The sequence below is a fragment of the Streptomyces asoensis genome (assembly GCF_016860545.1).
Lineage (GTDB): Bacteria > Actinomycetota > Actinomycetes > Streptomycetales > Streptomycetaceae > Streptomyces > Streptomyces asoensis.
Genome location: NZ_BNEB01000003.1, coordinates 979,316 through 991,859, shown reverse-complemented (window position 1 = coordinate 991,859; position 12,544 = coordinate 979,316). Strand labels below are relative to the sequence as shown.

General features: G+C 72.8%; 11 protein-coding genes and 1 tRNA gene. 8 read left to right on the top strand and 4 right to left on the bottom strand.

Going from position 1 to position 12,544, the window contains the following annotated elements; genetic code table 11:
• Positions 1 to 71: 71 nt before the first annotated feature.
• The 5 genes from ispD (at position 72) to Saso_RS17070 (ending at position 5,696) form a co-directional block, all read left to right on the top strand.
• On the top strand, positions 72 to 824 hold the full coding sequence (ispD, locus tag Saso_RS17090) for a 2-C-methyl-D-erythritol 4-phosphate cytidylyltransferase (protein ID WP_189921209.1): 753 nt from the start codon (positions 72 to 74) through the stop codon (positions 822 to 824).
• Entirely contained in the window at positions 814 to 1,332 is a 519-nt protein-coding gene (gene ispF, locus Saso_RS17085) for a 2-C-methyl-D-erythritol 2,4-cyclodiphosphate synthase (protein ID WP_189921207.1), read from the top strand. The genes ispD and ispF overlap by 11 nt, the downstream gene beginning before the upstream one ends.
• Before the next feature lie 107 nt (positions 1,333 to 1,439).
• Complete coding sequence (gene cysS / locus Saso_RS17080; protein ID WP_189921205.1) at positions 1,440 to 2,840, top strand: cysteine--tRNA ligase; 1,401 nt, start codon at positions 1,440 to 1,442, stop codon at positions 2,838 to 2,840.
• A 102-nt stretch (positions 2,841 to 2,942) separates the two neighbouring features.
• On the top strand, positions 2,943 to 3,884 hold the full coding sequence (gene rlmB / locus Saso_RS17075; protein ID WP_189921203.1) for a 23S rRNA (guanosine(2251)-2'-O)-methyltransferase RlmB: 942 nt from the start codon (positions 2,943 to 2,945) through the stop codon (positions 3,882 to 3,884).
• A gap of 135 nt (positions 3,885 to 4,019) precedes the next feature.
• Positions 4,020 to 5,696, top strand: coding sequence for a DoxX family membrane protein (locus tag Saso_RS17070; protein WP_189921201.1), 1,677 nt, complete (start codon positions 4,020 to 4,022; stop codon positions 5,694 to 5,696).
• Positions 5,697 to 5,842: 146 nt separating this feature from the next.
• Here Saso_RS17070 and Saso_RS17065 read toward each other — a convergent pair whose 3' ends face one another.
• From Saso_RS17065 to Saso_RS17055, 3 genes are all read right to left on the bottom strand, one after another.
• The gene (locus Saso_RS17065) at positions 5,843 to 6,574 is read right to left on the bottom strand and encodes a nucleotidyltransferase family protein (protein ID WP_189921199.1); all 732 of its coding nucleotides are present in this window, start codon (positions 6,572 to 6,574) and stop codon (positions 5,843 to 5,845) included.
• Positions 6,575 to 6,671: 97 nt separating this feature from the next.
• The gene (locus Saso_RS17060; protein WP_189921197.1) at positions 6,672 to 7,142 is read right to left on the bottom strand and encodes a hypothetical protein; all 471 of its coding nucleotides are present in this window, start codon (positions 7,140 to 7,142) and stop codon (positions 6,672 to 6,674) included.
• Positions 7,143 to 7,378: 236 nt separating this feature from the next.
• Positions 7,379 to 8,467, bottom strand: a complete 1,089-nt coding sequence (locus tag Saso_RS17055; RefSeq protein ID WP_189921195.1) for an ABC transporter ATP-binding protein — start codon at positions 8,465 to 8,467, stop codon at positions 7,379 to 7,381.
• Between the two features lie 273 nt (positions 8,468 to 8,740).
• Between Saso_RS17055 and Saso_RS17050 the strand changes: the two genes are divergently transcribed.
• From Saso_RS17050 to Saso_RS17040, 3 genes are all read left to right on the top strand, one after another.
• Positions 8,741 to 8,814: transfer RNA gene (locus tag Saso_RS17050), tRNA-Thr, on the top strand.
• Between the two features lie 80 nt (positions 8,815 to 8,894).
• Positions 8,895 to 9,560, top strand: a complete 666-nt coding sequence (locus tag Saso_RS17045) for a rhomboid-like protein (protein ID WP_229901226.1) — start codon at positions 8,895 to 8,897, stop codon at positions 9,558 to 9,560.
• Between the two features lie 9 nt (positions 9,561 to 9,569).
• Entirely contained in the window at positions 9,570 to 10,976 is a 1,407-nt protein-coding gene (locus Saso_RS17040; protein ID WP_189921193.1) for an NAD(P)/FAD-dependent oxidoreductase, read from the top strand.
• Between the two features lie 27 nt (positions 10,977 to 11,003).
• Here Saso_RS17040 and Saso_RS17035 read toward each other — a convergent pair whose 3' ends face one another.
• A complete protein-coding gene (locus Saso_RS17035) occupies positions 11,004 to 12,503 on the bottom strand; it encodes an MFS transporter (RefSeq protein WP_189921191.1) in 1,500 nt (499 codons plus the stop codon).
• Between the last annotated feature and the right edge of the window lie 41 nt (positions 12,504 to 12,544).

The window sequence follows — 12,544 nt, the reverse complement described above, 5'->3', positions numbered from 1 at the left end:
TCAAGGCGTCGCGCCCGGCACTTCCCAGGCCATACCCACGCCAGGCCGGAACACAAACCTGACAGGAACCGATGTCTGACGATTCCCGCCCCACCCCCGCGCCCGCACGCACGGCCGCGGTGATTCCGGCCGCCGGCCGGGGTGTCCGCCTCGGTCCGGGCGCCCCCAAGGCGCTCCGCACGCTGGGCGGCACACCGATGCTGATCCACGCGGTGCGCGCCATGGCCGCCTCCCGCGCCGTCTCGCTGGTCGTCGTCGTGGCCCCGCCGGACGGCACCGCCGAGGTGAAGTCGCTGCTCGACGCGCACGCGCTGCCCGACCGCACCGACTTCCTGGTCGTCCCCGGCGGCGACACCCGGCAGGAGTCCGTGCGGCTCGGGCTGGAGGCGCTGCCGCCCGGCCACGACATCGTCCTCGTGCACGACGCCGCCCGGCCCCTCGTCCCCGTCGACACGGTGGACGCCGTGATCGAGGCGGTACGGGACGGAGCCCCGGCCGTCGTCCCCGCGCTTCCGCTGGCGGACACCGTCAAGGAGGTCGAGCCGGCCCGTACCGCCGGGGACCCCGAGCCGGTCGTCGCCACCCCCGAGCGTGCCCGCCTGCGTGCCGTGCAGACCCCGCAGGGCTTCGACCGCGAGACGCTGGTCCGCGCCCACGGGTCGGTCACGGACGACGTCACCGACGACGCGAGCATGGTCGAGCAGCTGGGGCTGACGGTCGTCGTCGTCCCCGGTCACGAGGAGGCGTTCAAGGTGACCCGCCCCCTGGACCTGGTCCTCGCGGAGGCGGTCCTGGCCCGCAGGAGGCTCAACGATGGCTTCTGAGACGCCCCCCGCCGCGCCGGTGCTCCCGCAGGTCGGCATCGGCACCGACATCCACGCCTTCGAGGAGGGCCGCGCACTGTGGTGCGCGGGCCTGAAGTGGGAGGGCGAGGGCCCCGGACTGGCCGGGCACTCCGACGCGGACGTCGTCGCGCACGCCGCCTGCAACGCCCTCTTCTCCGCCGCCGGCCTCGGCGACCTGGGGCAGCACTTCGGCACCGGGCGCCCCGAGTGGTCCGGCGCCTCGGGCGTCACCCTGCTCACCGAGGCGGCCCGCGTGGTCCGGGAGGCCGGCTTCGTGATCGGCAACATCGCCGTCCAGGTCGTCGGCCCCCGCCCCAAGATCGGCAAGCGGCGCGACGAGGCCCAGAAGATCCTCTCCGCGGCGGCGGGCGCCCCGGTGTCGGTGTCGGGCGCGACGACCGACGGGCTCGGCTTCCCGGGCCGGGACGAGGGGCTGATGGCGATCGCGACGGCGCTCGTGGCGCGCACCGGCGCACCCGCCGGCTGACCTCGCGCCTGCCGGGTGAGCCGACATATGCCATGGCATGTCACGAATATGTGGCCCTTGCGGGGAAGGGGCTCGGGGCATCGCCTCGCGCCCACTACCCTGGAGAGGTGACCATTCGCCTGTACGACACCAGTGCCCGGCAGATCCGTGACTTCGCCCCGCTCCAGCCGGGTTGTGTCTCGATCTACCTGTGTGGTGCCACCGTGCAGTCGGCCCCGCACATCGGCCACATCCGCTCGGGCCTGAACTTCGACATCATGCGGCGCTGGTTCGCCCACCGCGGCTACGACGTCACGTTCATCCGCAACGTCACCGACATCGACGACAAGATCATCGCCAAGTCGCACGACCAGGGCCGTCCCTGGTGGTCGATCGGGTACGAGAACGAGCGCGCGTTCAACGACGGCTACCAGGCGCTGGGTTGCCTGCCGCCGACCTACGAACCGCGCGCCACCGGGCACGTGCCCGAGATGATCGAGATGATGCGCGGGCTGATCGAGCGCGGTCACGCCTACGAGTCCGAGGGCAACGTCTACTTCGACGTGCGCTCGTTCCCGGGCTACCTGGAGCTGTCCAACCAGGACCTGGACGACCTGCGCCAGCCCTCGGGCGACGGCGAGACCGGCAAGCGCGACCAGCGCGACTTCGCGCTGTGGAAGTCCGTCAAGCCGGGCGAGCCGAGCTGGGAGACCCCCTGGGGCCGCGGGCGTCCCGGCTGGCACCTGGAGTGCTCGGCGATGGCGCACAAGTACCTGGGCCCCGTCTTCGACATCCACGGCGGCGGCCTCGACCTGATCTTCCCGCACCACGAGAACGAGATCGCCCAGGCCAAGGCCTACGGCGACGAGTTCGCGCGGTACTGGGTGCACAACGCCTGGGTCACCATGGCCGGCGAGAAGATGTCGAAGTCGCTGGGCAACAGCGTCCTCGTCTCCGAGATGGTGAAGCAGTGGCGCCCGATCGTGCTGCGCTACTACCTCGGCACGCCCCACTACCGCTCGATGATCGAGTACAGCGAGGAGTCGCTGCGCGAGGCCGAGTCGGCGTTCGCGCGGATCGAGGGCTTCGTGCAGCGCGTCGTCGAGAAGGCCGGGGGAGTCGTCGAGCCGGCGGCCGAGGTGCCGCCCGCCTTCGCCGAGGCGATGGACGACGACCTGGGTGTCCCGCAGGCCCTGGCGATCGTGCACACGACGGTCCGGCAGGGGAACTCGGCCCTCGCCGCCGACGACAAGGAAGCCGCCGTGGCCCGCCTCGCCGAGGTCCGCGCCATGCTCGGCGTCCTCGGTCTCGACCCGCTCGACGCCCACTGGGCCGGTGAGGAGAGTCGGGGCGAGGACCTGCACGGCGTGGTCGACAGCCTCGTACGACTCGTCCTCGACCAGCGGGAGTCGGCCCGCGGGCGCAAGGACTGGGCGACCGCGGACGCCATCCGTGACCAGCTCACCCAGTCCGGTCTGGCCATCGAGGACGGCCCGCAGGGGCCGCGCTGGAGCCTCGGCCCGCGGTAGGGCGGCCCCGGGGCCCGTCCTTGATCGACTGTGCCGCCCGGCCTTCCGGGCGGCACACTGCATAAGACGTACGTACGAAAAGCTCACGGAGACGAGAGACTCATGGCAGCCAACAACCGCCGCATGTCCGGCAAGAAGGGCGCGCAGGTCGGCAGTGGCGGCCAGCGGCGCAAGGGTCTGGAAGGCAGGGGGCCGACGCCGCCCGCCGAGATGCGCAAGAAGCACAAGGCGAACCGCATCGCGACCGCCAAGGCCAAGCAGGCCGCCCGCCGGCCCGCACCGCGCGGCCGCGGCGGCAAGGGCACGTCCGAGATGGTCGTCGGCCGCAACCCCGTCGTCGAGGCGCTGCGCGAGGGCGTGCCCGCGACGACGCTCTACGTGCAGCAGTTCATCGACAACGACGAGCGGGTGCGCGAGGCGCTCCAGCTCGCCGGCGAGCGCGGCGGCATCCACCTCATGGAGGCCCCGCGTCCCGAGCTGGACCGCATGACCAACGGCCTCAACCACCAGGGGCTGGTCCTCCAGGTCCCGCCGTACGAGTACGCGCACCCCGAGGACCTGGCGTCGGCCGCCTACGACAACGGCGAGGACCCGCTGATCGTCGCCCTCGACGGGGTGACCGACCCGCGTAACCTGGGCGCCGTCGTCCGCTCCGTCTCCGCCTTCGGCGGCCACGGCGTCGTCGTCCCCGAGCGGCGTGCGGCCGGTATGACGGCCGGTGCCTGGAAGACGTCCGCGGGCACCGCCGCCCGCACCCCGGTCGCCCGCGCCACCAACCTCACCCGCGCGCTGGAGGCGTACAAGAAGGCCGGCATCGCGGTCGTCGGCCTGGCCGCGGACGGCGAGCACGAGGTCGGTTCGCTGGCCGCCCTGGACGGCCCGGTCGTCATCGTCGTCGGCAGCGAGGGCAAGGGCCTGTCCCGGCTGGTCGGCGAGACCTGCGACTTCCGCGTCCGGATCCCGATGCCGGGCGGCGCGGAGTCCCTCAACGCCGGTGTCGCGGCGGGGATCGTGCTGTACGAGGCGGCCCGGCGCAGGAGCTGACGGGGCGAAGGCCGCCCGGTGGGTGCGCGCGGGTTCACCCGAACGGGTTAATCCCGGGGAGTAGTGCAACCTTGACGGAGTCCGGACAGATCCGGCGGGTCAAAGCAGTGTCCTAAACACACGTCACTCGGTTAGATGAGTGTGGACACCAGAACACCCCGCACACCCACGGGGGACCGCTCGTCGGGATTCGACGACGCTCCCGCGCTGAGCATGGTGAAGGTGCCGAGCGATCCGGCGCAGATCATCGTCAGCCACGCGAGCTTCCGCGTGCAGCTGGGCGCGTCGGCGCGGCGTAACCAATCCCCGCGGATCGCCCGGCACGTGAGCGCCATCGATGACACCGCGCGCATGGCCGCCGTCGGGGCGGTGGGCCGAGCGGGCGCCGCGTCCGGTGGCCGTCGGCGGGCCGTCGTCTGGAGCGGCAGGTCCGCGCCCGACGACACCGGCGCCCACCGACTGCTCCAGGCCGTGCGGGCAGGCAGCGTCGGCCACGGGGAACCGCCCGCGGCCGACGCCGGAGCCACCCAGGTCATCCCCCGCGTCGGCGCGGGCGCCCGGGGTTACGACGGCGGCCTCGCCGCGCAGACCCTGGAGACGCCGGTCGTCGGCGCCCAGCGGGCCCCGGTCGGCGGCGAGCAGCGGATCCTGCCGAACATGCGCGGCGTCGGCAGCGCCTACGACGAACCCGCCTACGACGACGCCCGGTTCGAGGACTTCGGGGACGGCGGCGCCGATCCCGAACCGAGGCCGCGCGGCCGGCGGCAGGCCGAGGACCCCGCCCGGCACGCCTACTTCCCGGGCCGCCGGATGAACCTCGGCGTGGTCCTGCTCCCGCTGCGCATCTTCCTCGGCTTCATCTCCATCTACGCCGGCATGGGCAAGCTGTGCGACCCCGTCTACTTCGACGGCGGCAAGCGCGGCTCCATGGTGAAGTGGCTCGACACCCTGCACCCGTGGGAAGTGGCCGAGCCGCTGCGCCAGTTCGCCCTGCACCACCCCGTCGGCTCCGGCCTGGTCATCGCCTTCCTCCAGGTCGTCGTGGGCGTCCTCACCGTCCTCGGCTGCTGGCAGCGGGTCGCCGCGGTGGTCGGCGCCGGGCTCTCGGCCGCGCTCATCGTCACCGTCAGCTGGAAGACCGTCCCGGTCTACGACACCCCCGACATCATCTACCTCGCCGCCTGGTCGCCGCTGATCATCGCGGGCGCCCCCGTCTACTCGGTCGACGGCCGGCTCGCCGCGGGCGCGTGGCGTCGTCTGGGCCCGCGCTCCGATCTGTGGGAGCTGCGCCGCTACGTGCTGCGCCGGGGCGCCCTGGTCACGGCGATCGCCGTCGGGCTGACCCTGCTCGTCGGCTCGCTGCTCGGCGGTGCCGTCCGCGACGCCGACCGGGTGATCGTGCCCGGCCCGGGCGAGCCCCCGCGCAACGAACTGCCGGGCTCCCCGCTGCCGCAGAAGTCCGGCTCGCACAAGGCCTCCCGCGAGCCGTCCGCGTCCACGTCCCCCACGCGGGGCGCCGCCTCGGCCGCTCCGACGGCGGGCACGGACAGCGAGCCCGAGGAGTCCCGCGACTCCGGCACCAGGGGCGGCTCCGGCGCAGGCGCGCCCAGCCAGACCCAGGGCACCGCGGGGCAGGCGCCGCGCGAGCGCTCCACCACCCCGCAGGAGCGCGCCCCGGCCACCAGCTCGGGTCCCTCCTCCGGCGGTTCGGCCACCTCCGGCGGTTCGACCGGGGGCGGTGGCGGGAGCGGTTCGGACGGCGGCTCGTCGTCCTCGGGCCAGCCGGGCCTGGTGGGCGGGCTGCTCGGGTAGGGCGGTTCGTCCCAGAGACGACCGAGGGTGCCGTGCGCGGGACAGCGCACGGCACCCTCGGTCGTCCGGCGGCGCGGACGTCGGCATGGGCCCGCCGTCGGGCGGGCGCCGGCGGCCTCGCGGACCGCGGGGCCGGTGAGCGGCCGTCAGCGGTGCGAGGCGGCCAGCTCCTTCGCCGCCTCGGTGAGGTCCTTGGCGGTGTCGATGGCCCGCCAGTACGCCCCCTGCGGGATCGGGTAGCCGGCCAGCCGCCGTTCCCGGGCGAGGTGCGGGAACGTCGTCCGCTCGTGGTCCCCGCGCTCGGGGAGCAGCCCGGCGAACGCGGGTGAGAAGACGTAGAGGCCCGCGTTGATCTCGTACGTCGTGGGCGGCGCCTCGATGAAGTCCGTGATGTGGCCGAAGCCGTCGGTCTGCACGGCGCCCCACGGGATGCGGGGGCGGGCCAGCGCGAGGGTCGCTATGGCGTCGCGCTCGGTGTGGAAGTCGGCCATCTCGCGCAGCGAGAAGCGGGTCCAGATGTCACCGTTGGTGGCGTACCAGGGCCGATCGGGGTGGGGCAGGTGGGCGGCCGCGTACTTCAGGCCGCCGCCGCGGCCCAGGGGCTCGCTCTCGACGACGGTGGTCACCTTGACGGGTAGGTCGGCCGAGTCCAGCCAGTCCTGGAGGACCTCGGCGAGATGGCCGCAGGAGACGACGACGTCGGTGACGCCCTCCTCGGCGAGCCAGTCGAGCTGATGGCCGATGATCGGCGTCCCCGTGCCGGGGATCTCGACCATCGGCTTGGGCCGGTCGTCGGTGTACGGACGCAGCCGGGACCCCTGGCCACCGGCCAGGATGACGGCTTGCGTGGGGCGGGACGCGGCGTGCGGATCGGTCATGCCCGCACTGTACGTGCCGCTTGTCCCGGGGCGTGCGGCTCCCCCGGCGGGAGGGAACCGCACGCCCCGGTCCGGTCCGGGGCCTGGCCCCGGCGGGTCAGCCGCGTGCCGCCAGGACGCCCGAGGCGAAGGCCGTGTCGCACACCGGGCGGGCGTACGACTGGGCGCGCGACGGGCCGTAGATGCGGACGGCCGCGCGGCCGAGGGCGCGGGCGATGGAGGAGCAGTGCCTGGCCAGCGACGGCTTGCCGTTCACGGCGGCCTGGAGGTGGGTCAGGGCGACGCCGGGGTCCTTCTGCCGGAGCTCGGTCAGCAGCCGGTCGCGCAGCACGTCCTGCGGGGCCAGGGCGGCCTTGCGCGAGGGCTGGTGCGCGGTGGAGACGTCGGAGGCGGTGAGCACCGAATCCGAGGGGTTCCCCGACCAGTTGACCCGGGTGACCGCGAGGGTCCCGGAGAGAACCATGACGACGGGCAGGACGAGGGCGAGCGAGCGGCCGATCCGGCGGGCTGGGCCGCCCCGGCCGCGGCTCGTGCGCTGCGTGGTGGAGTGGTTCGCGGAGTGCTTCACGCGTGAGAGGGTAGCGCGGAGTGATGATTTGGCGACATTTAGTCACCCGGACGGGGGATGAAGACGTGCTTCCTTTTGGGTAGGGGGTTGACGAGTGTCCGCGAAATGTCTGCTGTCGGCCGGTTCGGCAGAGGTGCGGCGGGCATGCGGAAGGGGCCCCGCAGCAGCTGCGGGGCCCCTTCCGCGTCGACCGGACGGCCGTCGGCCGTCGGTGGTCGGGCGATGGATCGGGTGGATCAGTCGGAGAGGCGCGCGCCCGTCGACGTCGAGAACACGTGGGTCTCGCCCGCGCGCGGGACGACGTGCAGCGTGCTGCCCTTCTCCGGGACGTCACGGCCGCCGACGCGGACGACGATGTCCTTCGACTCGGCGCCGACCTTCGCGGTGCCGTAGACGAAGGCGTCGGAGCCGAGCTCCTCGACCACGTTCACGACGACCGCGACACCCTGGTCGGAGTCGGCGCCGGCCACGTCGAAGTGCTCGGGGCGGACACCGACGGTGACCGTCTTGTCGGTGGCGGCGGAGAGCGCGTCACGCTGGACCGGGACCACCGAGTTGCCGAACTTCACGCCGCCGTCGGCGATCGGCACCTCGACGAGGTTCATCGCCGGGGAGCCGATGAAGCCGGCGACGAAGAGGTTCGCGGGACGGTCGTACATGTTGCGCGGGGTGTCGACCTGCTGGAGCAGACCGTCCTTGAGGACCGCCACCCGGTCGCCCATGGTCAGGGCCTCGACCTGGTCGTGGGTGACGTAGACGGTGGTGATGCCGAGGCGGCGCTGGAGCGAGGCGATCTGCGTACGCGTCGAGACGCGGAGCTTGGCGTCCAGGTTGGACAGCGGCTCGTCCATGAGGAAGACCTGCGGCTCACGCACGATGGCGCGGCCCATCGCGACACGCTGGCGCTGACCACCCGAGAGGGCCTTGGGCTTGCGGTCCAGGTACTCGGTGAGGTCGAGGATCTTCGCGGCCTCCTCGACCTTCTGCCGGATCTCCGCCTTGTTGACGCCGGCGATCTTGAGCGCGAAGCCCATGTTGTCGGCGACGGACATGTGCGGGTAGAGCGCGTAGTTCTGGAACACCATGGCGATGTCCCGGTCCTTCGGCGGCAGGTGGGTGACGTCGCGGTCGCCGATGCGGATCGCGCCGCCGTTGACGTCCTCGAGCCCCGCGAGCATCCGGAGCGAGGTGGACTTGCCGCAGCCGGACGGGCCGACCAGGACGAGGAACTCGCCGTCCGCGATGTCGATCTCGAGCGCGTCGACGGCGGGCTTCGTGGAGCCCGGGTAGATCCGGGTCGCCTTGTCGAACGTAACAGTGGCCATGGTTCTGAGGCCCCCTTCTACCGGCAGGAACGTGCCGGACGATCCGTTGTAGGAAGGTGGTTGGTGTAGTCCACATGAGCGAACTGGGTCAGGACGGTACCTGGCGTTTCCCGGCCTGTCAGTACCCGCGGGCATGTGAACTTCACGAAAATTCTCGGGCGGCGCACCCGCGCGCTCCCGGGGGGCCGCTCCCGCCGCACAAGTGCGTGGCCCGGGGAAACCGGGGCTGTGTACAGTGGACCCGCCCTCACGCGCGACGTCGTCGCGCGCGGTGCCTCCTTAGCTCAGCTGGCCAGAGCAGCTCACTTGTAATGAGCAGGTCGTCGGTTCGAATCCGACAGGGGGCTCTTTCGAAAGCCCAGGTCACAGCTCTTCCGGCCTGGGCTTTGCGCTGCCCGTCGCGGGTCGTTCGCCGATACTGGGCACCGTGAGACTGCGCAGGGGCGTGTCCGAGGCGGGACGGGGGATCTGGGCGTACGTGCGCAGCGCGCCCGGCACCTATGTGTGGCTGACCGTCCTGTTCGTCACGACGGTCGCCCTGCACCACATGTCGCCGGAGTTCGAGCAGGAGTTCCTGCGCCGGCGGTCCACCAACCTGCACGAGCTGTCCCGGCATCCGGTGCGGGTGCTGGTGGCGAGCGCGATGTGGATCGACGGCGGGTCCTGGCTGCCGTACGTGGTGCTGTACTCCGTCTTCCACGCCCGGGCCGAGCGCTGGCTGGGGACGGCGCGGTGGCTCGCGGTCTGCGCGGCCGCGCACGTGCTGGCGACGCTGCTCAGCGAGGGGGCGCTCGCCAAGGCGATCCGGGACGGGCTCGCGCCGCGGTCCGCGGCCGACACCCTCGACGTCGGTGTGAGCTACGCGCTGTCGGGGGTGGTGGCGGTGCTGGTCTACCGGATCCGGCCGCCCTGGCGGTACGGGTACCTCGCGGGCGTCGCCGTGTTCTACACGGTGCCGCTGGTGGCCGCGCCGACCTTCACGGACTTCGGCCACTTCGTCTCCTTCCTCGTCGGGCTGGGGTGTTATCCGCTGGTCGGAGGGCGCGAAAGAGTACGGGATCCGAAGGAGACAGCGCCCGCGCCGCCGGGTTAACGTCCGGCCATGAGCAGCTCGGCGAGCGGTGTCGTGAACGGCGGGATCTCCTTCTGGTACGCGGACGACGGTCTGCCGGCGGTGCGGGAGCCGCTCGCCGGTGACGTCTCCCGCGACGTCGTGATCGTCGGCGGCGGATACACCGGACTGTGGACGGCGTACTACCTGAAGAAGGCGGTGCCCGGCCTGCGGATCACCGTCCTGGAGCAGCGGTTCTGCGGCTACGGCGCCTCGGGGCGCAACGGCGGCTGGCTGTACAACGGCGTGGCCGGCCGGGACCGGTACGCGAAGCTGCACGGTCACGAGGCCGCCGTACGGCTCCAGCGGGCGATGAACGACACTGTCGACGAGGTCGTCCGGGCGGTGGCGGAGGAGGGTTTCGACGCCGGTGTCCACCGGGGCGGGGTGCTGGAGGTGGCCCGGACGCCGGCCCAGCTGGCCCGGCTGAAGGAGTTCCACGCGCACGAGCTGTCGTACGGCGAGCACGACCGTGAGCTGTACGGGGCCCGGGAGACGGCCGAGCGGGTGCGGGTGGCGGGCGCCGTGGGGTCGGCCTGGACCCCGCACGGTGCGCGGGTGCACCCGGTGCGGCTGGTCAAGGGGCTCGCGGCGGCGGTGGAGGCGCTGGGGGTGGACGTCCGTGAGTCCACGCCGGTGACGGAGATCCTTCCGGGCCGGGCGGTGACGCCGTACGGGACCGTGCGGGCGCCGTACGTGCTGCGCTGCACGGAGGGGTTCACGGCCGCGCTGAAGGGGGAGCGGCGGACCTGGTTGCCGATGAACTCCTCGATGATCGCCACCGAGCCGCTCACCGAGGAGCAGTGGGCCGCGGTCGGCTGGGAGGGGCGGGAGGCGCTCGGCGACATGGCGCACGCCTACATGTACGCCCAGCGCACCCCCGACGGCCGGATCGCGCTGGGCGGGCGCGGGGTGCCCTACCGCTTCGGCTCGCGGACGGACAACGACGGGCGGACGCAGCCCGGGACCGCGCGGGCGCTGCGCGAGATCCTCGTCGGCTTCTTCCCGGCGCTGGCCGGGGTGCGGGTGGCGCACGCCTGGTCGGGGGTGCTGGGCGTGCCGCGCGACTGGTGCGCGACGGTGACCCTGGACCGGGCGGCGGGTGTCGGCTGGGCGGGCGGCTACGTCGGCTCGGGCGTCGCCACCGCGAACCTGGCCGCGCGGACCCTGCGCGACCTGGTGCTCCTCGACTCCGGGCAGTCCGGCCGCACCGCGCTCACGGACCTCCCCTGGGTCGGCCACAAGGTGCGCCGGTGGGAGCCCGAGCCGCTGCGGTGGCTCGGTGTGCAGGGCATGTACGCGACGTACCGGGCGGCGGACCGCCGGGAGACGGAGTCCCGTGCGGCCGGATCGTCGAGGCTGGCCCGGGTCGCGGACCGGGTGGCGGGGCGTCACTGACGCCGCTCGCCGCCCGGACGGGGGCCGTCAGCCCACCGACTCCGGTACGGCCGCCTGCGCGGGGGCGTGTCTGGGAGGTCCCGTCGTGACCATCAGGCCCGCCACCAGGCCGGCCAGCAGCATGATGCCGGCGGCCCACCAGATGGCGACCGTGTAGCCGTGCACGGTGCCTTCCGCCGCGACCTGCGCCTTGCGGGCGGGGCCGGTCAGGTGGGCCGAGATGTAGGCCGCGCTGCTGGTGGTGGCGATCGTGTTGAGCAGCGCGGTGCCGATGGAGCCGCCCACCTGCTGCGAGGTGTTGACGGTGGCCGAGGTGACCCCGGCGTCCTGCGGGGCGACCCCGGCGGTGGCGGTGGCGAAGACCGGCATGAAGGTCAGGCCCATGCCGAGCCCCATCATCAGCAGCGCGGGCAGGATCTCGCTGGTGTACGAGGAGTGCACGGTCATCCGGGTCAGGATCACCATGCCGCCCGAGGCGAGGAGCATGCCGGGGACCATCAGCACGCGCGGCGCCACGCGGCTCATCAGCCGGGCGGAGATCTGGGTGGAGCCGATGATGATCGCGACGGTCAGGGGGAGGAAGGCGAGACCCGTCCTGACGGGGGAGTAGCCGAGGATGACCTGGAGGTAGTAGGTCATGAACAGGAACAGCCCGAACATGCCGATGACGGCCAGGCCCATGGTCAGGAAGCAGCCCGCGCGGTTGCGTTCCTTGATGATGTGCAGGGGCAGCAGCGGCACCCGTGCCTTGGTCTGCCACCACACGAAGACCGTGAGCAGGAGGATCCCGCCCGCGAAGAGGGCCAGCACCAGGGGATCGGTCCAGCCGCGCGGCTCGGCCTCGCTGAAGCCGTAGACGATCGCCACCAGGCCGCCGCAGCCCAGCAGCGCACCGGGCACGTCCAGACGGGCGCCCGGGTGGCCGGGACGGTCGTGGAGCAGGACGAGGGCGCCCAGCACGGCGATGACGGCGATGGGCACGTTGACGTAGAGGCACCAGCGCCAGTCCAGGTACTCGGTGAGCAGGCCGCCGACGATGAAGCCGATCGCGGCCCCGCTGCCGGCCAGGGCGCCGTAGATGCCGAAGGCCTTGCCGCGCTCCTTCGGGTCGGTGAACGTCGTGGTCAGGAGGCTGAGCGCGGAGGGCGCGAGCAGGGCCGCGAAGACGCCCTGGAGGGCGCGGGCGCCGAACAGCATGCCCGAGCCGGTGGCCGCCCCGCCGAGCGCGGAGGCGACGGCGAAACCGATCAGCCCGATGACGAAGGTGCGTTTGCGGCCCACCAGGTCGGCGATCCGTCCGCCGAGCAGGAGCAGGCCGCCGAAGGCGAGCGTGTAGGCGGTGATCACCCATTGGCGGTCGCCGTCGGAGATGCCGAGGTCCGCCTGGGCCGAGGGCAGCGCGATGTTCACGATCGTCGCGTCCAGGACGACCATGAGCTGGGCGAGAGCGATGATCACCAGGCCCCACCAGCGGCGGGGGTCGGGTGCGGTGTCGGCGGAGGATTCACCTGTCCGGGTGACACTCATCTGGACAGAACACCATGGATCGGGGCGTATCGCATCCGGGG

Bases quoted from the DNA above. Each gene is read 5' to 3' on its own strand.
- ispD (WP_189921209.1), top strand. From the start codon at position 72: ATGTCTGACGATTCCCGCCCCACCCCCGCGCCCGCACGCACGGCCGCG.
- ispF (WP_189921207.1), top strand. From the start codon at position 814: ATGGCTTCTGAGACGCCCCCCGCCGCGCCGGTGCTCCCGCAGGTCGGC.
- rlmB (WP_189921203.1), top strand. From the start codon at position 2,943: ATGGCAGCCAACAACCGCCGCATGTCCGGCAAGAAGGGCGCGCAGGTC.
- Saso_RS17070 (WP_189921201.1), top strand. From the start codon at position 4,020: ATGAGTGTGGACACCAGAACACCCCGCACACCCACGGGGGACCGCTCG.
- Saso_RS17065 (WP_189921199.1), bottom strand. From the start codon at position 6,574: ATGACCGATCCGCACGCCGCGTCCCGCCCCACGCAAGCCGTCATCCTG.
- Saso_RS17055 (WP_189921195.1), bottom strand. From the start codon at position 8,467: ATGGCCACTGTTACGTTCGACAAGGCGACCCGGATCTACCCGGGCTCC.
- Saso_RS17040 (WP_189921193.1), top strand. From the start codon at position 9,570: ATGAGCAGCTCGGCGAGCGGTGTCGTGAACGGCGGGATCTCCTTCTGG.
- Saso_RS17035 (WP_189921191.1), bottom strand. From the start codon at position 12,503: ATGAGTGTCACCCGGACAGGTGAATCCTCCGCCGACACCGCACCCGAC.